24 protein-coding genes are annotated in these 23,744 nt (G+C 26.6%); 13 read left to right on the top strand and 11 right to left on the bottom strand.

The window, feature by feature from the left end; all coding sequences use genetic code 11:
• The first annotated feature begins 1 nt into the window (after position 1).
• From XO12_RS01940 to XO12_RS01925, 4 genes are all read left to right on the top strand, one after another.
• Entirely contained in the window at positions 2–649 is a 648-nt protein-coding gene (locus tag XO12_RS01940) for an LptA/OstA family protein (protein ID WP_175419585.1), read from the top strand.
• Positions 646–1,920, top strand: coding sequence for a serine--tRNA ligase (gene serS / locus XO12_RS01935; protein ID WP_175419584.1), 1,275 nt, complete (start codon positions 646–648; stop codon positions 1,918–1,920). Before XO12_RS01940 ends, serS begins: the two co-directional genes overlap by 4 nt.
• On the top strand, positions 1,920–2,606 hold the full coding sequence (locus XO12_RS01930) for an RsmE family RNA methyltransferase (protein ID WP_175419583.1): 687 nt from the start codon (positions 1,920–1,922) through the stop codon (positions 2,604–2,606). Before serS ends, XO12_RS01930 begins: the two co-directional genes overlap by 1 nt.
• 80 nt (positions 2,607–2,686) lie before the next feature.
• Entirely contained in the window at positions 2,687–3,058 is a 372-nt protein-coding gene (locus XO12_RS01925) for a hypothetical protein (RefSeq protein WP_175419582.1), read from the top strand.
• A 51-nt stretch (positions 3,059–3,109) separates the two neighbouring features.
• Here XO12_RS01925 and uvrB read toward each other — a convergent pair whose 3' ends face one another.
• The 10 genes from uvrB to XO12_RS01875 form a co-directional block, all read right to left on the bottom strand.
• Positions 3,110–5,083, bottom strand: coding sequence for an excinuclease ABC subunit UvrB (gene uvrB / locus XO12_RS01920; RefSeq protein ID WP_047266518.1), 1,974 nt, complete (start codon positions 5,081–5,083; stop codon positions 3,110–3,112).
• Positions 5,084–5,338: 255 nt separating this feature from the next.
• Complete coding sequence (locus XO12_RS01915; protein ID WP_175419581.1) at positions 5,339–6,556, bottom strand: 6-phosphofructokinase; 1,218 nt, start codon at positions 6,554–6,556, stop codon at positions 5,339–5,341.
• Between the two features lie 181 nt (positions 6,557–6,737).
• Complete coding sequence (locus XO12_RS01910; protein ID WP_084822615.1) at positions 6,738–7,910, bottom strand: inorganic phosphate transporter; 1,173 nt, start codon at positions 7,908–7,910, stop codon at positions 6,738–6,740.
• Between the two features lie 54 nt (positions 7,911–7,964).
• On the bottom strand, positions 7,965–8,615 hold the full coding sequence (locus tag XO12_RS01905; RefSeq protein WP_047265224.1) for a DUF47 domain-containing protein: 651 nt from the start codon (positions 8,613–8,615) through the stop codon (positions 7,965–7,967).
• Between the two features lie 47 nt (positions 8,616–8,662).
• Entirely contained in the window at positions 8,663–9,103 is a 441-nt protein-coding gene (locus XO12_RS01900; RefSeq protein WP_047265225.1) for a J domain-containing protein, read from the bottom strand.
• A 243-nt stretch (positions 9,104–9,346) separates the two neighbouring features.
• Entirely contained in the window at positions 9,347–9,619 is a 273-nt protein-coding gene (locus XO12_RS01895; protein WP_047265226.1) for a co-chaperone YbbN, read from the bottom strand.
• Between the two features lie 90 nt (positions 9,620–9,709).
• Positions 9,710–10,393 carry a metal-dependent hydrolase gene (locus tag XO12_RS01890; RefSeq protein ID WP_047265227.1) on the bottom strand — a complete coding sequence of 228 codons (684 nt, stop codon included), beginning with the start codon at positions 10,391–10,393 and terminating at the stop codon, positions 9,710–9,712.
• Between the two features lie 12 nt (positions 10,394–10,405).
• On the bottom strand, positions 10,406–11,365 hold the full coding sequence (locus tag XO12_RS01885) for a calcium/sodium antiporter (protein ID WP_175419580.1): 960 nt from the start codon (positions 11,363–11,365) through the stop codon (positions 10,406–10,408).
• Entirely contained in the window at positions 11,362–12,189 is an 828-nt protein-coding gene (locus tag XO12_RS01880; protein WP_047265229.1) for a hypothetical protein, read from the bottom strand. Before XO12_RS01880 ends, XO12_RS01885 begins: the two co-directional genes overlap by 4 nt.
• Positions 12,144–12,680 carry a hypothetical protein gene (locus XO12_RS01875; RefSeq protein ID WP_047265230.1) on the bottom strand — a complete coding sequence of 179 codons (537 nt, stop codon included), beginning with the start codon at positions 12,678–12,680 and terminating at the stop codon, positions 12,144–12,146. Before XO12_RS01875 ends, XO12_RS01880 begins: the two co-directional genes overlap by 46 nt.
• Before the next feature lie 176 nt (positions 12,681–12,856).
• Here XO12_RS01875 and XO12_RS01870 point away from each other — a divergent pair, with 176 nt between their 5' ends.
• From XO12_RS01870 to mnmG, 7 genes are all read left to right on the top strand, one after another.
• The gene (locus tag XO12_RS01870) at positions 12,857–13,261 is read left to right on the top strand and encodes a PspC domain-containing protein (RefSeq protein ID WP_047265231.1); all 405 of its coding nucleotides are present in this window, start codon (positions 12,857–12,859) and stop codon (positions 13,259–13,261) included.
• 1 nt (position 13,262) lies between these two features.
• Positions 13,263–14,123: a hypothetical protein gene (locus XO12_RS01865; protein ID WP_052913137.1), complete on the top strand. Its 861-nt coding sequence runs from the start codon at positions 13,263–13,265 to the stop codon at positions 14,121–14,123.
• A 1-nt stretch (position 14,124) separates the two neighbouring features.
• A complete protein-coding gene (locus XO12_RS01860) occupies positions 14,125–14,616 on the top strand; it encodes a hypothetical protein (protein ID WP_175419579.1) in 492 nt (163 codons plus the stop codon).
• Positions 14,609–15,508: an ABC transporter ATP-binding protein gene (locus XO12_RS01855; RefSeq protein WP_047265234.1), complete on the top strand. Its 900-nt coding sequence runs from the start codon at positions 14,609–14,611 to the stop codon at positions 15,506–15,508. The genes XO12_RS01860 and XO12_RS01855 overlap by 8 nt, the downstream gene beginning before the upstream one ends.
• Before the next feature lie 9 nt (positions 15,509–15,517).
• Positions 15,518–16,681, top strand: a complete 1,164-nt coding sequence (locus XO12_RS01850; protein WP_047265235.1) for an ABC transporter permease — start codon at positions 15,518–15,520, stop codon at positions 16,679–16,681.
• Entirely contained in the window at positions 16,674–17,732 is a 1,059-nt protein-coding gene (locus XO12_RS01845) for an ABC transporter permease (protein WP_047265236.1), read from the top strand. The genes XO12_RS01850 and XO12_RS01845 overlap by 8 nt, the downstream gene beginning before the upstream one ends.
• Before the next feature lie 82 nt (positions 17,733–17,814).
• The gene (gene mnmG / locus XO12_RS01840; protein WP_047265345.1) at positions 17,815–19,686 is read left to right on the top strand and encodes a tRNA uridine-5-carboxymethylaminomethyl(34) synthesis enzyme MnmG; all 1,872 of its coding nucleotides are present in this window, start codon (positions 17,815–17,817) and stop codon (positions 19,684–19,686) included.
• Between the two features lie 48 nt (positions 19,687–19,734).
• Here mnmG and XO12_RS01835 read toward each other — a convergent pair whose 3' ends face one another.
• Positions 19,735–21,468 (bottom strand): HD-GYP domain-containing protein, encoded by a 1,734-nt coding sequence (locus tag XO12_RS01835; RefSeq protein ID WP_175419578.1) that lies wholly within the window; start codon positions 21,466–21,468, stop codon positions 19,735–19,737.
• A gap of 58 nt (positions 21,469–21,526) precedes the next feature.
• On the opposite strand from XO12_RS01835, the gene XO12_RS01830 reads away from it, so the two are divergent.
• Positions 21,527–22,969: an alpha-amylase family glycosyl hydrolase gene (locus XO12_RS01830; protein ID WP_047265237.1), complete on the top strand. Its 1,443-nt coding sequence runs from the start codon at positions 21,527–21,529 to the stop codon at positions 22,967–22,969.
• A gap of 3 nt (positions 22,970–22,972) precedes the next feature.
• Positions 22,973–23,569 carry a transglycosylase SLT domain-containing protein gene (locus XO12_RS01825; protein ID WP_217683611.1) on the top strand — a complete coding sequence of 199 codons (597 nt, stop codon included), beginning with the start codon at positions 22,973–22,975 and terminating at the stop codon, positions 23,567–23,569.
• Positions 23,570–23,744 lie beyond the last annotated feature (175 nt).

Here is a 23,744-nt window from a genome sequence, read left to right as displayed (position 1 = left end):
AATGAAAAAAGTTTTTATAATGATTTTCATTCTATCTTTTGTTATAATATCATATTCTTCTACCATACATGTAAGTGCAGATACTGTAAAAGGCGGAGATGAATTTTATGTATTGAAAAATAATGTTCAGGTTATTAAAGGAACTTTAGAAGTATTAACGGATTTAGCAACAGTTACACTTGTTAATGATGAATGGAGAAAATTGGCATCTGAAGGTGGTATTAAAATAAAAACAGATACAATGGAAGCAACAGCAGTATCTCTGGAATATGACTTAAAAAAAGATACAGGTTTATTAGAAGGGAATGTTGAAACTGTTATTATATTAGAAAACAATGATAAGAAAATATATATATATTGTGATGAAATTAATTTTGACAATAAAAATAAAACATATTCTGGAAAAATGAATTCAGAAAAAGAACTTGTAAAAATTATAAAAGATGATTATTTAATTTTTTCCAGATCTTTTGAATATGATGAGAATACAAAAATTTTGGTATTAAATAATAATGTAAAAATAACAAATCCGGAGAAAAAGATCGACATGGAAACAACAAAGGCAACATTTAAAACGGATAAAAATGAAATTTCTGCTAATAAAGTTAAATTAACTCTTGAAATAGAAGATAAGGAGGAGAATAAATGATAGATATAAAATTGATAAGAAGGAATCCTGAAATTATTATTGAAGCATTAGAAAAGAGAAATCATGAAACAGATTTAATTAACCAAATAAAAGAATTAGATGAAGTGAAAAGATCATTACAAACAGAGGTTAATGAATTACGTGCCAAAAGAAATGAATACTCAAAACAGGTTGCTAAATTAAAAGCCGCTGGTGATGTAAAAGAATTTACAAAAATCAAGGAAGAATCAAAAGAAATTGGCAATGAAATAAAAGAAATAGAAATGCAAATGAGAGATATAGAAGATAAAATACATATAAAATTATTACATATTCCCAACATTCCTGATGAAAGCGTACCTATTGGGAAATCAGAAGAAGATAATATAGAAATTAGAAAATGGGGCAAGATTCGTGAATTCGATTTTAAACCTAAAGCGCACTGGGATTTAGGTCCTGAATTAGGAATGCTGGATTTTGAAAGAGCTTCTAAAATAAGTGGATCAAGGTTTTCAATATTAAAATCACAATTAGCAAGACTTGAAAGGTCATTAATAAATTTTATGCTTGATGTTCACACTAAAGAACACGGGTATATGGAAGTTTTACCTCCTCATCTGGTAAAAAGAGAAACAATGTTGGGAACTGGGCAATTGCCAAAATTTGAAGAAGAAGCTTATAACACAAAGAATGATGATTTGTTTTTAATTCCCACCTCAGAAGTTGCTCTTGCTGGAATGCATCAAAATGAAACCTTGAGTTTTAAAGATTTACCATTAAAATATGTTGCTTATACGCCATGTTATAGAAGAGAGGCAGGAAGTTATGGGAAAGATGTTAGGGGTATGATAAGGCAACATCAATTTGATAAAGTAGAATTGTTCTGGTATACCACACCAGAAGATTCTGAGCGAGCTTTGGAAGAGTTGACTTCTCATGCAGAAAGAATTTTACAACTTTTAGAATTGCCATATAGAGTAATAACTCTGTGTAGCGGAGATTTGGGTTTTGCAGCAGCAAAAACATATGATCTTGAAGTATGGATACCAAGTTACAATGCATACAAAGAAATATCTTCATGTAGTAATGTTAAGGATTTTCAGGCAAGAAGAGGTAATACAAAATATAGAACAAGAAATAATAAAATGGAATATGTTCACACATTAAATGGTTCAGGACTTGCAATCGGAAGAACTGTTGTAGCAATAATGGAAAATTATCAATTACCTGATGGAAAAATAAAAGTTCCAAAAGTACTTGTTCCATATATGGGAGTGGAGGTAATAGGCTAATGCCTAATGCTTTTTATGGCATATTTAATGAAAATAAGGTAATTCTTGATAAAGGTGAAACATCACATTTAAAAATCGTAAGATTAAAAGAAAATGATGAAATAAAGGTTTTTGATGGTAAAGGGAATATATATTATTGCATAATAGAAAAAATTAAGAAAAATGAGACTATTTGTCAGATAAAAACAAAAGAAACTTATATTAAAAAGCTAACACCAGAGATAGACTTTTATATAGGAGCAAGTAAATTTGACAGAATGAAAATTTTAATAGAAAAATTAGTTGAATTAAGAGTAAACAATATTTATATATTTCACAGTAAAAAGTCACAGTTGAAATTTAAGACTATTGAAAAATTCAAAAAAACTATTATAGAAAGTTCTAAACAATCAGAAAATCCTGTTTTTCCAGAAGTTGGATTTTTCGATTTGAAAGATATTCAAACAATAAAAAATCCAATAGTGTTGGATTTAACTTCAACGAAATCATTAAAAGATGAATTAAATCATATGTCTAAAGTAGAAAAAATTTCTATAATTTTAGGTCCTGATATGGGATTTACAGAAGAAGAAATTTTAAAATTACCTGAAAATAGAGTCAACCTTGGAGATACAATTATGAGATTTGAAACAGCAGGAATTTATACTATGAGTATACTGAATTATTTTTTTGATAGATTATATTGAAATTAAAATCTTTTTATTAAGAACTTTTCCCGCATATTTAGAGTCAAAAATAACAGACTCATAGATAGGAGGGGGAAAGTATGATGAAATCTTATGTAAAGTATTATGAGGAAACTAAAAAAGAATATCATGACATGTTGAATCATGCCAAAAGGCCTCAGGATGTTGTTGACGTATTTACAAAATATACATTGAATTTTTTGAAAAAGACATTTCCCGACAGAATTAAAGATGAACATTTAAATTATATTGTATTTGATGAAGAAACAGAAGAGGGTTATTCTTTTGAAGAGCCGTTAATGCAACTTTTAAAAAATGAATTTGAGACATCCGATTTACCATCAATATTAAGAAAAAAAGCTAAAGAAGCTAAAGATAGATATCTTCATATAATTAATGATAATGATAGAACAGGTACATTCAGGCTATCAAATAGTTCCAAAAATTATTAAATAAATAATAGAAAACACGGCGCAGGCCGTGTTTTTTATATAGGTAAATTTCTATTTTAATCTATATTTCTTTTTTACTTTTTTGATTTCATCTCTGTATTTTGCTGCATCTTCATATCTTAGTTCTGATGCGGCTTTAAACATTTCTAATTCAAGTAGTTGTATATATTCTTCTGGTGTTGTATTTTCAGCAACTTCAAATATAAATTCTGGTTTTTCAACTTTTTCCATAAATTGTTCAAATATATTTTTAGGTAGTTCTTTTATTATACTTTTTGGTTTTATATTATTTCTTTCATTATAATCCATTTGCAATTTTCTTCTTCTATTTGTTTCATAAATAGCGTTTTGCATTGCTTCTGTAATTTTATCTGCATACAATATAACTTTTCCATTTATATTTCTTGCAGCACGGCCTATTGTCTGGATTAATGTAGTTTCTGATCTTAAAAATCCTTCTCTATCAGAATCCATTATAGCAACTAGTGAAACTTCCGGTAGGTCAAGACCTTCTCTTAATAAATTAACTCCAATAACAACATCTACATCTCCACTTCTTAGTTTTCTTACTACTTCAGATCTTTCCATAGCATCCAATTCAGAATGTAAATAAGTTGCTTTTATTCCAATTAGATTTAGATGATCCGCAAGCATTTCTGCATCTTTTTTTGTTAAGACAACGGCTATTGCTCTTTCGTTTCTTTTAATAACTTTTTGTAATTCATCTATAAAATCATCAACCTGCCCTATAGTAGGTTTAACAAGTACTTCTGGATCTATTAGTCCAGTTGGTCTTATTATTTGTTCAACAATTTGGTTAGAATGTTCAAATTCAAATGGACCTGGAGTTGCAGAAACGAAAATCGTTTGACCTATTTTTGATAAAAATTCTTCAAATTTTAAAGGTCTATTATCATATGCAGAAGGTAATCTGAAACCGTATTCAATTAAGTTTCTTTTTCTTGAATGATCTCCAGCCCACATAGCTCTTAATTGAGGTATTGCTATATGAGATTCGTCAATAAAGGTTATAAAATCTTTGTCAAAATAATCGAGTAATGTCCATGGCGGATCTCCTGGATTTCTATTATCAAAGTGTCTGGAATAATTTTCAATACCTTTACAATGACCAAGTGTTTCAAGTAATTCCATATCCATTAAGGTACGTTGTTTTATTCTTTGGGCTTCAAGTAATTTCCCTATTTTTTGAAATTCATTTATTCTTATTTCTAATTCTTTTTTTATGGAGTCGATTGCCCTTTGTATTTTTTCTTCTGTTGTGACAAATTCACTGGCAGGATAAATGGTAATTTTATCAAAAAATTCTATTTTTGTTCTATTTAATATATCAAAAGAATAAATTTTTTCAATTTCATCATCAAAAAATTCTATTCTAATTCCAAAATCTTCATATGGAGGGTAGATTTCAAGAATATCTCCTTTAAATCTAAAATTCCCACCGGTATGCTTATCTTCAGAACGAGTATATAACATTTTTGCCAGTGATTCTAAAATGAATCTTCTTTTATATTCTTTTCCAACCTGTAGTTTTAAATTTATATTTGCAAAATCTTCTGGATTACCTGAGGCGTAAATAGTTGAAACACTTGCAACAACTATAACATCTCTTCTTGTTAATATAGATTTTAGTGTAGAAAGCCTCATTTTTTGTAAAACATCATTTATTGTTGCATCTTTTTCAATGTACATATCTCGTCCGGGTAAATATGCTTCTGGTTGATAATAGTCATAATAGCTAATAAAAAATTCTACTTTGTTTTCCGGGAAAAAATCTTTAAATTCTCTATATAATTGTACGGCAAGTATTTTGTTTGGGGATAATATAAGTGTTGGTCTGTTTAATTTTTCAATAACATTGGCCATTGTGAAGGTTTTTCCAGAGCCGGTTACACCAAGTAGGGTTTGAAATCTGTAATTTTTATTAATTCCATCTATTATTTTTTTTATAGCTTTTGGCTGATCGCCTTGTGGTTTATATTTTGAATTTAATTTAAATTTGGTCATATACATCACCTTCTTTTAAAAATACACCATTTACGCTTAGATTTTTTAATTAGGTTGTTGTCTAAAAAGTTTCAAATGCAACGAAGACTCGAAGATTGTCCTTACACGCTACCGCGGGTATTGGTTTAAATATTTTTTTAATTAAAAAAAACTTTTGAGCTATCGCTCTCTTACAGTGGGTTATTGGATAAATAATAAAAATCATTTATTCTATATACTATAAAATCCCAATTGTGTTAACAATTGGGATTTATTTTATTTTTTTACCAATTCTAATTTTAATCTTGCATATACAGGGATACCGTTTAGATAAGGTGGATAATATTCACCTTCGATTAGAGGTAATGCGTATTCAATAAATTTTTCATTTACAAACATACCGTCTTCGGTTATGAATTCTTCTGGAATTAATTTTGTTTCATTTGCAACATTTTCTAAAGATATTAATTTTGTTTTGCTTAAATAGGGGTTGTTATATATTCTTTCTATTCCAACCATATATCCACTATATCCTTCTAATGCATATTTTACAGCCATTGTTCCAACTTCTATAGCCTCATTAACATCTATCTGACTTGATATATGTCTTCCACTTCTTTGTAAATAATCAGGTACTGCATAATGCGTTTTTATATTTAACTCTGTTTTTATTAAATTTGCTAAAGTTGAACCAATTCCACCTAATTGAACATTTCCAAAATTATCCTGATAGCCTCTTGCGGCAACAAATGTACCATCTTCGTATTTTATACCTTCAGATGCGGCTATAGAACAATATCCATATTTTTTAATTGTATTCTGTATTTTTTCAAAGAATTTTTCTTTGTGAAAAGGCACTTCAGGTATTAAAATGATATGTGGGCCATCACTTTCATGCCTTTTAGCCAATGCAGTTGAAGCAGCAACCCAGCCTGCATGTCTTCCCATTGTTTCCAATATAAATACCTTTGTGGAATCTGCTGCCATGCTTTTAACATCTAATGTTCCTTCTAAAATAGAAACCGATAAATATTTTGCAATAGACCCAAATCCTGGGGTATGGTCAGTTTCTGGTAAGTCATTATCCACTGTTTTTGGCACACCAATGACCTTTAAATCATAATTTATTTTTTGTGCATATTGATGAATTTTGTTAGCTGTATCCATTGAATCATTTCCACCATTGTAAAAAAAGTAATGTATGTTATATTTTTCAAATATTTCAAATATTTTTTGAAATTCTTCTTCTGTTTTTAATTTCCTTCTACAAGAACCAAATGCGCTGGATGGTGTGAATTTTAATAATTCAATTTGATCAGGATCTTCTTTACTCATATCAGCTAATTTTTCATCAAAAACGCCGTTAATTCCATTAATGGCAACATATATATTATCAATTTTTTCAGAATTTAAAGCCGCTTTTATTACACCATATGCTGATGCATTTATAACACTTGTTACACCACCTGATTGTGCATATATAGCATTTTTCATGTTAGTCCCTCCAATGTAAAAAATTTAATTTATAACTTATTTAAAAAGTCAAACAAAGCAAAAATTTGGGGAGCAAAATTATATAGAAAAAATAAAAAATATCCCCATCTTATGACAGGGATATTTTAGCATATTAAAGCTTCATTTAAAAAAAGATTTGTAAATATCATATAACAATTTTTCAGAAAAATAAAGCGAAAACTTTAAATAATATATAAGACACAATAGCAGCCGCTGGAACTGTTAAAAACCATGAAACAAATATATCTTTGATAACACCTAAGTTAATTGAACCGGTACCTCTGGCTAAGCCATTTCCTATAACAGAACCAACTACTGTATGTGTTGTTGATATTGGCATTCCCATATTTGAAGCTAATAATACTGTTGTTGCGGTTGAAAAGTCTATTGCGAATCCTCTTGAATTATTTAATTCTGTAATTTCTGTTCCAACTGTTTTCATTACTCTGCTTCCCCATATTGCAACACCTATAGCTATACCTAAACCACCTAATGCGAGAATATACCTTGGGATTTCAGCTTTGGCACCAACTGTACCTGTTACTACAGCGGCGTATATAGCAGCTACGGGACCAATTGCATTTGCAACATCATTGGCACCATGGGCTAATGCAACATAACATGAAGTGACAACTTGAGATTTTCTGAATATTTCTTCGACATATACATAAGGATCATCTGAAACATTTTTCAATTTTATTATTATATAAATCATAATTATTAAAGACATAAATATTCCAAAAAGTATAGCGTATAATATGGCTTTAAAGGTTATCGGAATATGAAGGGTTTTTACTATAAAAGAAAGACCTATGATAAATGCAGCTAATCCAAGAAAGAATGGAATCCAAATTTTTGAGTTTTTCTTGATATTTTTACTATGAAGAATAGTTGCAGAAATAGCTTTAAACATTGCAAATGAAACTGCTAAACCAACTAAAGGAGAAATGATCCAGCTTAAGGTAATGGTAATGATTTTAGACCAGTTAACTACTGCAAGCCCGCCTGCAGCAATACCATAACCAACCATTCCACCAACGATTGAATGTGTTGTTGAAACAGGCCACGATTTATATGTTGCAATTGCAAGCCATATAGTAGCGCCAAGTAAAGCTGCCATAGAACCCCATATAACCAGTTTTGGATCTGCTAAAATGTCTAAATGTAGGATGCCCTTTCTTATAGTGTCTGTAACTTGCTTTCCGAAAAATGTAGCTCCAACGAATTCCAATACGCCAGCAATTACAACAGCCTGTTTAGGAGTTATGGCCTTAGCTCCAACAGCAGTAGCCATAGAATTAGCAACATCATTGGCACCAATTGCTAATGCCATTCCAAATCCTATTAATAGTCCGATAATAAGTATCGCGCTCACGATATTCCTCCTTTATTCATTTATTAGAATATGTACTCTATCACATACGTTTTGGGTTACGTCTGCTATTCTCGCAAGTAATAAAATTAATTCTCTAATATATAAGAAATCAATAGGGTGTATATTATTTTTTTGTGAATAAAGCCATTTTCCAAACTCAAACAATTTATTATCTATATCTTTTTCAAACCATTTCATTTCTGCAATATCTTTTTCTTCAGAAGAAATGGTTGATTTTGAAAAGTCTGATTCGAGTATTACATTTATATATTTTACAGTTTTTTTGAAATGATCTAACATTTTTTCAATTTCATCAACTACAGAATATATCATTTTTTTATGTTCTTCATCAAAATCTATTCTATTAAAAGTCATTTTTTTTGCGACATCTTCTATCAAATCTATTATTTTATCTTGTAGGTCAATGAAATTCAATAATTCAGATCTTTCAAATCTGTATAAGTGTCCCCTTTTTAAATATTGACGAAAGTTTCTTTTTATATCGTCAGCGTCATCTTCTAATTTATCAATTTTGTTTACAATATCATCAATAGGTTTGTTATTTAGATATCTTTCAAATAATTCTGGTAAATAATCAGATGCTTCTTCAACTATACGAGCATGTTTTATAAGTTCTTCTATGGGACTGAATTTTTGAAACATTTTACCCCAAATACTAATAACAATCACCTCCAGAGCTGTTTTCAAGGTTATTTTGCATATTTTAATAAAAATTCATAAGCTTCATTTATTTTTTTAAATCTCTCTTCGCATTTTTCTTTATCTTCTTGACATTTATCAGGATGATATTTTTTTGTTAATTCTCTGAATTTCTTTTTTAATTCATCTTTAGTGTAATTTTCTGGTAAATTGAATAAATTTCTGTAATAATCATATTTCTGCCTCAATTCATAGTAGTTTTGTGAACCATATGAATGTTGAGAAGTGTCATTATAATTTCTATTTTGGTTGTAGTATCGTCTATAAGTGTAAAATTTGAATCTCATATTCCTGAATATAAAGTATATTCCAAATATACCAAAAAGAAATAATATAGGATATCTGAACATCATAGCAAAGATTAGTCCAATAAATCTGAAAAATATTGATATAACAACTAATAATCCGATAAAGGTTAATAAACTTTCCATAGTATTCCTTCTTTCATAAATTTATAATTAGTATTTATAGATAAATATTTTATTTCACAAATTTATTGTATCATAAATACTTTGAAAAAATGTTTCCATGCTTTTTCAAAAGTAAATAATCAATAGTTTCTATTAGAGAAGCTATTAAATACATTTTGAAGGCAATGTATTTATAAAAATGTAGAAATAATTTTTTTATAATCTGTAATTAATAGACTCTCTGATTCTCAGAGAGTCTATTAATTAAGAATTCATTATTGATATATACCTTTCGATAAAATTTCTAACTTCTTGCATTCCAAAATTTCTGTAAAATCTATTTAATTCTCTGTTATCTTCATCAACAAAAACCAATGTTGGAACTGAAAACACTAACATCTGACCAGAAATTTCAGGTTTTTCTTCAACATCAACATATTCGAGTTCTACATTATATTCATCCATTAATCCTTCAACCTTTGGCCATAGTCCTTTACATGTTCTACATGTTTTGTTTGCAAAATAGTAAGCTTTCACTCAATTACCCCCTTTTCAAAAATTCTTTTCAGGGGATTTTAACAAATAGACTTTAAATATTAAAGAAAAATAGTTAACAAGAATCAAATTTTAAAATTCTATATAATCTCCAGGTTTTAATATTTTACATTTAATATTTAAGCTTTCAACCTTGGTTTTAAATACATTTGAATCAGCACTAATTATTTCCCATGTATTGTAATGAAAAGGAACAACTATTTTAGGTTTAATCATTTTAGCTGCAATAACGGCATCTTCAACATCCATAACGAAGTTACCTCCAATAGGCAGAAATGCAAGGTCTATATTCTCTAAATCCAATAATTCCATATCTTTTGTTAATCCGGTATCTCCTGAGTGATATATTTTTTTTCCATCAATTTTTACTATAAACCCACCAGGATTACCACCATAAATAATATTATCGCCCTCTATAATACCAGAACCATGTAAAGCAGGAGTCATTTTAATACTTCCGAAATCAAATTCCTTTCTTCCACCAATATGCATGGGATGTAAATTTTTTACTCCTTTTTTTCCAAGATAATTTACTATTTCAAAGTTAGAAATAACAGTAGCTTGAGTATTTCTGGCTATTTCTACTACATCACCCATATGATCCAAATGTCCATGAGTTATAAGTATATAATCTAATTCTTTAAAATCTGACACTTTTTTAGCGGCTTGAGGATTTCCATTTAGAAATGGATCTATTAATATTTTTTTACTTGCTTCAATATATACAACAGCGTGACCTAAAAAATATACTTTCATAAAATCCCCTCCTTATCCTAATTTTATGTTTATAAGAATATAAAAAATATAAGATAATAATAAAATTAAACCTTTCCAGAAACCAGCTTCTCTTTTTTTGAATAAAAATATTTCTGTAAGAAAAACAACTCCAACCATATAATAAGCATCAAATATAACGCTTCTATCAGGAATTACAGGATGAATACTTGCCGTTATTCCTAAAACAACAAGAATATTAAAGGCATTTGATCCTATAAGATTACCTATTAAAATATCATTTATTCCTTTTTTGGCTGCAATAATACTTGTTACTAATTCTGGTAAAGATGTTCCAATTGCAATAATTGTTACACCGATTAGTGTTTCTGTTAAGCCGAGAATTTTTGCGAAATCTGAAGCACCTCTTACGGTTATTTCGCCGCCTATTGCAAGCATAACAATTCCAAGTAAAACAAGAAATACAATTTTATTCCATGAAGTTTCATCTGTTTTGACTTCATGTATTTCTTCTAACAATTGTTCCTGAATAGTTTTATCATTTTTTGCCATATTATACATATATGCTATGAATATAATCAAATAGGTTAGTAAAATAAAACCATCAAAATTTGAAAGAGAACTATTTCCATCTAATAACATAAATAATAAAGTTAGTGATATTAATATTACAAAAGGAATTTCATATGCAAGTGTGCTTTTTGGAATGGAACTTTTTTTAATCATTAATGATAATCCTAAAATTAAAGCTATATTGGTAATATTACTTCCTATTACATTTCCAAGGGCAATGCCAGCAGAACCGTTTAACGCAGCACTAATACTAACAAATAATTCAGGTGCACTTGTTCCAAAAGCTACTAATGTAAGGCCTGTAAACAATTCTGAAACTCCGATTTTTCTTGAAAATCCAACAGATCCTTCAATTAGATAATCTGCACCTTTTATCAACAATAACATTCCAATTATAATAAGGATTATATCTAAAATCAATTATTTTCTCTCCTTTCAAACTCTTTATAAAAATTGTTAAAATATTTATCGGATAATGTTTTGTTTTTATAGGTATTTATAAAATCAGTAATGAAGAAATGAAATTTATTTATTATTAAAGGGTATTTTAGCACCAGAGAGTATATATCTTTTTTGTTTTTTTCTTTTTTATTTAATAAATTATTATATAATTTTTGATTATCTAAATAAAGGTATTTGAGTCTTATGCTTTCACATAAAATTTCTGGCCATGTATCTTCTTCGTTTTTCTTTTTAATAAGGTAGCCAAATGTATAATGTGAAAGTTCATGAACTATTACTCCATTAAATAAATCATTTTTTCTTAAAAATATATAATTAGGTGGTGTAAAAAATGATTGCATGTATTCTGTTGAAATAATATATAATTGTTTTGGTAAGGAAATATAATTGTTTTTAAAGAATAGATCAATTATTTTAAAAGTTTCTGCAGGGATGTTTAATTGGGTAAATATAGTTAAATTACTTAAATACATCTGTTTAAATGTGTTGTCATAGACTAAAAATAAATTGTCTGATTCTGATATTATCTTTTTAGAAATATTGATAATTATTTTTTTCCCAGGACTATTAAATTTTAATACACCGTTTCCTTTAAATGGGATTTTTTTATATGTTGAAATTTCAGAATATAAATTATTATTATTTATTAATTCAAAATGAGGATAAAAGGATAAATTTAGTATATATAAGTAGTTATCAGTTACCAATATTATTTTAAGAAAATTAATTAATATTATTACCAGGAAAAATATAGATATCCTTCTGAATTTCCGCCTATCCATGTTTTATCACCTAATTTTATTTTTGTTTTACCCAATGATGGTGGAGTTAAATAAAGATAATTTTCTAGCTTAATTAAATTATTTTGATTTATAATTTCAAAATATGGGTTAATATAAATGTTTAAAATATTTTTATTATTTTCAGGATTAGAGTTTATAATTATCTTTTTTTCACCAGTAAGTTTAAATGAATAGGTTGTTACTATTTCCAATTCTTCATATGGTTTTTGAATAAATAACTGATATCTTTTATTATACATTTGTGCTGTAATTATAGTACAATTATTATAATCAGAAATAGCTGATAAAAAATCACTGATTTGTTCTATATCTTCATCGGATATGGAACCATTTTTAAATGGATTGCCATTAATAAGGAAAAAGGATAGTTTTTTATGATATACAAAATCCATAATTCCTTCTATAAATTCTAGATTATCTTCTAAAGTGTCAAGTGTATTAAATTGTAAAGCAAGATAGTTTAAACTCATATATAAGCCTCCTTTTTTAAAGCTGACATTAACACTAAAAAATAACAATAATATTATATCATATTAAATGACATTTTATTGTATAAAAATGACAATATGTCTTTTTATTGTTTAAAAGGTAATAAAAGTAATATATAATTTAAATAGACAAAAAGATAGTAAAGTGGGGTGATGGTATGGAAAAAGAGATATATCGTTCAAGGAAGGATAGATTTATTGGAGGGGTTTGTGGAGGTATAGCAAATTATTTTAATATTAGTTCTACACTTGTTAGACTATTATGTTTTGGATTAATTTTGGCAGATGGTATAGGCATAATATTATATATAATAGCCTGGATAATTATTCCTGAAGAACCGATAAATAAAACAGTAGAAAAAGAAGATAGAACTTCTGAACAAAATGATTTTTATAAAAAACATAGTGAAAGAAATAATTTTTTTATTGGACTATTTTTCATAACAATTGGAATTATTTTTGTAATAAAAAATTTTTTCCCTGATTTAATATCTTTAAGTTTATTTTTTGGAATTATCTTTTTGATCTTTGGGATATATTTATTGATGAAAAGGGGGAGATAAAATGAGATATGTATTTGGTCTTTTTTTTGTTGTAATAGGCATAATATTTATATTACAGGGTTTTACCGTTGATATATTAATTAAAATGGGATTTAATTTTTTAAAATTCTGGCCTTTTCTTTTGATAATTACAGGTATATCAATATTATCAAAAAACATCAAATGGATTAAATATATTAATTGGATCATAACTTTGCTTTTTTTATTGCTACTTGTTTTTTGGAATTATAATGTGGATTTTTTTGATTATAATAATGATATTAATTATGCTAATTATGAAAAGTTTGAATTTGCAATATTACCAGATTCTGAAATAATAACTTTAAGGTTTGATGTATTGACAGTTACACTTGATATATCAATAGATGATAATTCTGATAAAATATATGGATATTATTATGGCTTAAAGGATTTGAATATAATTCAAAAAAGAGGGAAAATAAATTTTGAAAGTGATATATTTGGATCAAAAGGATATAAAATTTATTTGAAAATACCATCTAAATATATATATAAATTTTATATTGATAGCGGTGTTGCAAATGTTAATTTAAATGAAGAAGTAAATACTATAAAATATTTTCAGATAAATTCAGGTGTTAGTAGAATTGAAGGTGAAATAGGAATGTTTAAAGAAAAAGTATTTTTTGATATAGATAGTGGGGTAACTAAGTTTAATATGATATTACCAGGTAAAACAACGTATTTTTTAAAATATGATGCAGGAATAAAAAAGATTAATATTAGTAGTGATATGATTAAAGATAGCGAAGGTGATTTTCAAGGAAATATAGATGCCGGAGTATTAACCATTAATTTAAAAACAAATGATTTTGAAAAATTGGAAAAAGAGGTGAAATAAGATGAGAAAAAATAAAAATATTTTAGGTGGTATGTTTTTAATAATAATAGGGATATATTTAATATTTTCTAATATTTTTAATATAAATATTTCTTGGAATTATATCTGGCCTCTATTTATACTAATTCCTGGGATAAAATTTGAATATGATTATTTTAAATATAAAAAGAACCCGGGTATTTTGGTTCCAGGAGGAGTATTAACTACAATTGGAATCATATTTTTAATAAATTCTTTTTTGGGGAATGAAGTATTGAATTTATTATGGCCAGGATTTGTTTTAGCACCAGCTGTTGGATTATTTCAAATGTATTTGGCAACTAAAAGAAAAAATCTTTTATTTCCATCTTTTTTATTAAGCGGTATATCTATTATATTTTTTATTGAAGAAATTTCAAATAGTGTAAGAGTATGGAATTATGCTGTTGGTATAGTTTTTATTCTTTTTGGTTTAATGTTTTTAAGAAAAAAGGGTGTGGATAATAATGGATAATGTAATAGAAATAAGGCATTTAAAGAAATATTATGGTAAAGTTAAAGCCGTTGATGATATTTCTTTTGCTGTAAGAAAAGGTGAAATTTTTGCATTTTTAGGGCCAAATGGTGCTGGTAAAACAACTACACTTGAGATAATAGAAGGATTAAGAAAAAAAGATTCAGGAGAAATAATTTTTTTTGAAAAATACACATCTCCTCAGGATTTTTATATTAAAGAACAAATAGGGGTTCAGTTGCAGAACAATGCTTTTTTTGATAATCTAACAGTGTATGAGACTTTGAAAATGTTTGGCGGTTTATATAAAAAATCAATTGAACCTATTGAATTAATTAATAAAATGTCCCTAAATGAAAAAAAGAATGCTAAAGTAAAAGAATTATCTGGAGGTCAAAAACAAAGGTTGGCAATTGCTGTAGCATTAGTGAATGATCCTGAAATCGTATTTTTAGATGAACCTACAACCGGGCTTGACCCTCAATCGAGAAGAAATATTTGGGATATAGTGTTGGAGTTAAAACATCAGGGTAAAACTATAGTTTTAACTACACACTATATGGAAGAAGCTGAATATTTAGCAGATAGTGTTCAAATAATAGATCATGGTAAGATAATCGCAAAAGGTACAGTTGATGAATTGATAAAATTATTAAATAAGGAATCGGTAATAGTGTTTAAAAGTGGGAATAATAAAATATTTGAAGAAAAATTTAATGGTGTTATTTTTGATGAAAAAGTAGAAATTAAAACAGATAATGTTGAAGATACTCTGTTTAATATAATGAGTTTTTCAAAAGATAAAGATATATATCTGGATGATATAGTTATAAGAAAACCAAACTTAGAAGATGTGTTTTTAAACCTTACAGGGCGAACTTTACGGGAATAAGGTGATAAAATGAAAAAGATATTAAAACTTGCATATTTCCAATTTAAAAATGATATGAGAGAATTTGACTCTTTTTTCTGGTCTTTTATTTTTCCACTTATTTTGTTTTTTATATTGGTTTCAATTTTTGGAAGTATGAAAAATACTGAAAATATAGATTTATCAAGTTTAAAGGTTGGGGTAGTTTATGAAAAAGAATTATCCGGATTTTCAAAAATAATAATAGAAAAAACATTTAATAATGTCCCATTTGAAAAAGAAATATATGAAAATGTGGATGCTGCAATTAAAAAATTGAAAAATAAAGAATTAAATGCTGTATTATATTTCCCGGCTAAATTTTCTTTAGATTTTAATACTTCATTAATGGGGTTAAAAAAGAAAGAATCCAATATTGATATATATTATGTGAAAGGGAGAAGTGATTCAAATATCACAAAAGACATATTAAAAACATTTTTTGAATATGTGAATATTGAAATATTAAAAAGAATCAATGAAACGAGTGCAAAAAAAATAAAGGAGATAAATATTAATAAAGTATCAATAACAACGTTAAAAAACGAGTTTTCCTATAAAGATTTTGTTTTTCCTGGAATATTGGTTTTATCAATTATGTCAGTGGGTTTTTTTAATATTCCCTTTAATATTTTATTTGCTCGTGAAAAAGGAATAAACAAAAGATTTTTAATCATTCCAATAAATGGGTTTTCTTATTTTTTTTCTTTGATTATAAGTAGTTTTTTAATGGTAGTAATATCAAGTGTATTTGTTATAATTGAAGCTATTATAATGAAAGTTTCAACTAAATTTTTTTCATTTGAGTTTTTAATATTTTATATATTTTCTATAATAATAATTTTCTCCCTCGGATTAATGTTTATAAGTATATCGAAGAAATTATCAACAGCAATGGCATTGATAAATATAATATTTCAAGTTTCCATGTTTTTAGGAGGATTATATTTTCCAGTTTTTAATGTTTCGTGGGCGATTAAATGGTTTGTGTATATTAATCCAATAACTTATTTAGTTGAAGGAATGCGAAGAATAGTGGGATTTAATTTAGCGCCTTTTCAAAATCATTGGGTTTATATAATACCAATGATTTGGGGGATATTTTCTATAGTAATATTTTCTGTAAATTATAAAAGGGTGATGGGATATGAATAAAATATTATGGCTTTCAAAATATATTACAAAAGAAGCATTGAGAAACAAAGCGGAGATTTTTTTTACATTGTTTTTTCCGTTAATATTTCTTATTATTTTTGGTTTTCTATTTAATGATGAAGATAATGAAAGTATGTTAAACATAGCTTTATATGCCGATAAAAATATAAATTATTATTCAGCTGAGTTGTCAAAAGTATATACAGTTAAAATTATAAATAATATAGAAACCATATCAAAAGACATAAAAAATGGCAATTATGATGTTGGTATAATTATAGAAAATGACCAAATAACCTTATATTATGATAACGCAAATATGAATAACTCATCAATTTTAAGAAGTTTGGAACTTGATTTGAAAAAGATAGTAATGAAAAAGAAAGAAACTTTTTTTGAATATTTAAAAATTAATGAGATAAATGTTTATCCAACAAAAATTCAAAGTAAGTATATTGATTTTTTACTTACTGGAGTAATTGCAATTTCTATTTTATCAAACGGGATGTTTTCTATGATAACTGTTTTTGGTAGATATAAAAAATTAAATATTTTAAAAAGGTTTATATTAATTCCCATAAAATCATATGTATTTACTGTGGGAATAGTTCTTACAAGGGTAATAATTAGTTTTATATCATTGATTTTTCTTATAATAACAGGTATGATTATATTTAAGTCAAATATAGAAATAAACTGGATATTATATTTATTACTGTCATTTACAAGTACAATTGGTATGATGGGGCTTGGATTGGTATTTTTATTTGTATTTAAGAAAAGTGAAACTGCGCAAAATGTAGCATCGATATTTTTTACAATAATGATGTTTTTTTCTGGGGTTTATTTTCCAATAGAATTTTTACCAAAAACATTTCAAATAATTTCTAATTTTTTACCGATAAAATATATTGTTGATTCACTAAGATATGTAGCAGGTATAGATATTATGAATATATATTATTTTATATTTTTAAATGTAATAATGTTTGTATCAGGTACGTTTTTATTAATACTTGCATCAAAAGCATTTTTAACTCCAGAAAAATAAAAATTCACAAACTATATTATTAAAAGAAAAACAATAAGTGTATAATAAATGTATAATATGTAATTTGGAGGGAATTTTTGTGATTAATTATGAAGATGATTTAAAATATGATGTTATTGTGGTAGGAGCTGGACATGCTGGAATTGAAGCAGCGCATATTTCTGCAAAAATGGGTATGAAAACATTATTGCTTACTATAAACTTGGATAATGTTGGATGGGCGCCGTGTAATCCTGCAATAGGAGGGCCGGCAAAGGGGATCGTTACACGCGAAATAGACGTGTTAGGTGGGATTCAGGCTAAAGTTACAGATGAAAATATGATAAATATTAGAATGTTAAATACTAAAAAAGGACCTGCAGTAAGAGCATTGAGAGCTCAAATAGATAAATATGATTATTCTCAGCATATGAAAGAAATTTTACATTCTACACCAAACTTATTATTGAGATATGGTCTTGTTAAAGACCTGATTATAGAAAAAGGAAAAATAAAAGGCGTAATTACTGAATTAGGAGCGAAGTATGAAGCAAGGGCAGTTGTTTTAACTACTGGGACTTTTTTAAGAGGAAAAATTTTTGTAGGAAGAAGTGTATTTGAATCTGGAAGAATGGGAGATTTTCCAGCAAATGGATTAAGCAAATCTCTTTTGAAAAATGGTATTAAATTGGGAAGATTTAAAACTGGAACACCCGCAAGAATTCTAAAAGAAAGTATAGATTTTTCTAAAATGGAACGACAAGATACCTCTGATGAACCATTAGCTTTTTCGTATTTTTCTCAGCCTAAAGTGTTAAATAAAGAATATCCTTGTTGGCTTACAAGAACTACTAAAAAAACACATGATATAATAAAAAAATATTTGATGTTTTCGCCATTATATGGTGATATAAAATTAATAGAAAGTGTTGGGCCAAGATATTGTCCATCAATAGAAGATAAGGTGGTTAAATTTAATAAAGATTCTCATCAACTGTTTATAGAACCTGAAGGAAGAAGAACAAAAGAGTATTATATTAATGGATTAAGCACTAGTTTACCATATGAAGCACAAATTCAAATGGTGAGAAGTGTTCCAGGATTGGAAAATGCAGTTATAGTTAGACCAGCATATGCAGTTGAATATGATTTTGCTTATCCAGATCAACTTCAACACACTCTGGAATCAAGTATAATAGAAGGGTTGTACTTTGCGGGGCAAATTAATGGAACAAGTGGTTATGAAGAGGCTGCAGGTCAGGGATTAATTGCTGGAATAAATGCAGCATTGAAAATTAGAGGAGAAAAACCATTTATTTTATCACGAGCAGAATCGTATATTGGAGTATTAATAGATGATTTAATTATAAAAGGTACAAATGAGCCATATAGATTATTAACATCAAGAGCTGAATTTAGATTACTCTTAAGGCATGATAATGCGCATATAAGATTAGCTAAGTATGGTTATAAATATGGATTGATTCCTAAAGAATTTTATGAAAAGGTTATAAACTTGGAAAAGAAAGTCCAGGAAGAAATTGAAAGATTGAAAACAGTTAAGATAAAACCTAATAATAGGATTAACGATATTTTAGTAAAAAGTGGGACAACACCTATAAAAAGTGGGATGAATTTATATGAATTATTAAAAAGGCCACAGGTGTTATATGTAAACATAAGAGAATTTGACAATAATCCAATTTCAGATATAGAACTTTTAGAACAGGTTGAAATAGCAATAAAATACGGTGGTTATATAAAAAGAATGATGGAAGATGTGGAAAGAATGAAAAAACTTGAAAATGAAAAAATTCCTGAAAATATAGATTATAAAGAAATTCCTAATCTGGCTTACGAAGCGGTTGAAAAGTTAAGTAAAGTTAAACCGAAATCAATAGGTCAAGCAATGAGAATCCCGGGAATTACACCAGCGGATATAATGAACTTAACCATTTATTTAAAAACAAAATGAGCACTATGCTCATTTTGTTTTTAATATAGTAATTATTTTTATAATTCTTTAATTGTTGGATTCAATATTTTTATTAATAATTTTTTTAATAGTTATTTTATTTTTTATGAAAATATCAATTAAATCAGGATCAAACCTTTTTCCAGAATCTGATTTAATAATTTCAACAGCTTCTTCAAATGAATATGCATTTCTATATACTTTTTTTGACATTAAAGCTATTAAAGTATCAACAATAGCAACAATTCTTCCTTCTATTGGTATTTCGTCTTTTGAAAGGCCATAAGGATAACCTGAACCATCCCAATTTTCATGATGTGAAATAATAATTTTCCCAGCATTTGAAAATGGAAATATATTTATATTATTTAATAAAATTAGACCAAATTTTGTATGTTTTTTGATTATTTTCCACTCATTTTCATTAAGTGGTCCTTTTTTTAGTAAAATGTTTTCAGGAATAAATATTTTTCCCAAATCATGAATTTTAGCTCCATAATATAAACCTTTTAGTTTTAATTCATCTAATTCTATTTGTTTTCCAAGAAATAAAGAAATATCTCCCAGCAGATAATTATGAATATGATTGTATTCTTTTGATTCGGACATTATTCCAATAATATTAAAAAGGTTTTCTAGTTGGGAGTAATAATTATTTTTAATATTATTTATTTCAAGAACCTTAATATTTAACTTCGTTGCCAGATTGTTTAGGTTTTGTCTTAATAATTCAGATTCAAAAGGTAGTTCTGCAATTAGTTTATTTATGGACAATTCAAAATTCCTTCTATCATATTCTTCATAAATGAATTTTTTAAAAGAAGAAAGAAAAGTTATAATTGCAAAATTTTCTTTTTCTATTCTTTCTAATTTATTTTTTAAAATTTTATTTTCTGATATAGTTGTTTGTAAAGGGATTCTTAATGAATTTATTATATAAAAAAAAGAATTAAAAAGTTCATCGAATTCAGGAATAGATGTTTCTGTTGTTTTGAAGTAATCCTTTTTTTTAATAACGGAATTTAAGTTTAAGTTTTTTATAATATCTTTATTTATATTAAATCTTGACATTATAAATTTAAAAAGAAAGAAGTGATAGATAAAAACAATTATTATTGATATAATAAAAGAATAAAAAAAAGATTTAAAATAATTTAAAGGAAAATCAAAAATACCAGGTTTAAAAAATGTATAAATCTTTAAAAGTGGTTTATTTCCAAAATAAAAAAAATCAAAATAACTCATATAAAATTTTTTAATTTTGAAAGTATCTTTAATAAAATGAATATTTTTATATTTTTCATAATAGCTTTCATTACCATAAATGAAATTTCCAGAAAGATCTGTAATATAAAATTTGAAATCTAAATTTAATTTTGAAAAATGCGTGTCAAAAAAAGTATCCAATTGAAATTTTAAATTTTTAAAATCATCTTTGTTTCTTATTTTTAAATAAATACTATTATTTTTAATTCCATAAACATAAACATTTAAATCAAAAATATTTTTTACAAATTCACTGTTTTCAAAAGGAATTATTTGTGTTTTTAAAACAAAAGGAGGTTTTATTTCTGATGAATAATAATTTATTATTGTATGTTCGAAGTCATTTACTATAACATCATTTATAACTTCGATTGTTAATTTTATATTTTCATAAAATTTATCTATTTGCTCATTTTGTTTCAAAAAAGATGATATGATAATAAATGAAAGAGAAAAAGATAGCAAAATAACACTCATTGTTATTAATGTTATTTTATGCATAGATAAATTTTTCATTTAATACACCCTCTTTATTAGTTTCGTAAATATTATATCATAGAAAGGAGAAATAAGTATGTTTTTTTACGAATTGTTTGTAAGATCTTTTTATGATTCAAATAATGACGGAATAGGTGATATAAAAGGAATCACTAAAAAACTTGATTATTTAAAAAAGTTAGGTGTAGAAGGAATTTGGTTGTTGCCTATTATGCAATCGTCTGCATTTCATGGATATACTGTAATTGACTTCTATTCAATTAATCCGTCATATGGCACATTGGAAGATTTTAAAGAATTGGTGAAAGAAGCACATAAAAAAGATATTAAAATAGTTTTAGATATTCCAATAAATCATACGTCTGTTAAGTGTGAGTGGTTCCAAAAAGCTATAAATGGAGATGAAAGATATAAAAATTATTATATTTGGGCAAATGAAAAAACAGATTTAAACGAGAAAAGGCATTGGGATGATAGTAACATATGGTTTAAATATAGAGATAAGTATTTTTATGGATTATTTGGTTCATCCTCTCCAGACTTAAATTTTGAGAATAAAGAATTATGGAAAGAGATGAAAGCAGTTTTTAAATATTGGCTTGATTTAGGTGTGGATGGATTTAGATTGGATGCGGCTAAACATATTTTTGATTATGATATAAAAAATATGAAATTTAAATATCAACATGAAAAAAACATAAGATTTTGGAAAGAAATGGTAACATACATAAAAAATTTAAAACACGATGCAATTATCATCAGTGAAATCTGGGATTCTCCCGATATTGTAAAAAAATATCATGGTATTTTTGATGTGGAATTTAATTTTCCATTATCTTATTATATAAAGGATTCTCTTAAATATCATGATCCCAAAATATTGATTGAAGGAATAAAAGAAACATTAAGTCATTATATAACAGGGGATATTGAATCTATATCTGGTAATTTTTTTACAAATCATGATATGGAAAGGTTAATTTCAACATTATATGATAATTCTAATATGGCTAAGATGGCATTTAATATTCTATTTACGCTACCTGGTTATCCTTTTGTTTTTTATGGAGAAGAATTGGGTATGAGAGGAGAAATAATCGATGTAAATTATACAGAGGATTCTCAGGAACCGATGCAATGGTATGAGTCTGGTTTTGGTCCAGGGCAGACAGAATGGAAGGGTTGTAAATTTAATAAACCATATTCTTTTGTTTCGGTAGAAGAACAGGAAAAGGATAAAAATTCGTTGTTAATTCATGTCAAAAAGTTGACAGAATTTAGAAGTAAAAATAAATGGATTGAAAATGCATTAATATCTAATCTAAAAAATGATAGGTTTATAATAAAATATGAATTGAAAAATAATGAAAAAAACATATTAATTTATCATAATGTTAAACCACAAATAGTAAAAATAAACTTAGAAGTGTATAATTCATATAGTGTATTTGGTTCTGCAACTGTAAAAAACAATATAGCTTATTTAAATGGATACTCAACATTGATTTTGGAAAAATAAATTATGGAGGTGATACTTATAAAAAAGTATCTAATATTAGTTGTTGTTTTATTGACAGCTTTTGTATTTGGTGAAGTGAAAAATTATAATTTAACAAATGAAACGAATTTAAAACTATTTTTAGTGGATTTTATGAATCGTGAATACAAATTAACTACTGGAAAGGATTTAAAATCTGAAAGGAAAATATTACTGGCAGATGGTATTTTAATGGCATCAAAGGAATTTAATATTTCTCCAATACTTATTGCATCGATTATCGATATCGAAACAAGTTTTAGAAATGTTATAGGTAAGTATGGTGAAATAGGTTATATGCAGATTAGACCAGAAACAGCCAAATATATAATAGAAATGTATAAAGAAACATTTGAGAAATATAAATATTATAATCTGGATTTGAAATGGATTAAACAAAGATTATTATATGATCCAAAGTATAATATACTTGTTGGAACTGCATATCTTGATTATTTAAAAGAATTACATGGAGATATTACACATGCTATTAGCTGGTATAATGGTGGTGGAAATTCATATTATTTAGATAAAGTTGTATTTAAAATAGCTCAAATAACAATAGAATATCCAATAATCTAAAATATTCAAACGTAATCTAAAAGGAATCGCTATGCGATTCCTTTTAGATTTATATTATAAGCAAATTTATATATAAACCATTTTCACCTATTTTTGAAAGAAACGTTTTTCAACTATAATCACGTCTAGGGATATATTATGTTTTTTATGTTATAATTACAGAGTATTGAAGAGC

It is taken from the genome of Marinitoga sp. 1154 (assembly GCF_013363285.1).
In the GTDB taxonomy this organism is placed as follows: Bacteria; Thermotogota; Thermotogae; order Petrotogales; family Petrotogaceae; genus Marinitoga.
The sequence above is the reverse complement of the archived record's forward strand: the minus strand, read 5'-3'. Positions and strand labels throughout refer to the sequence as shown.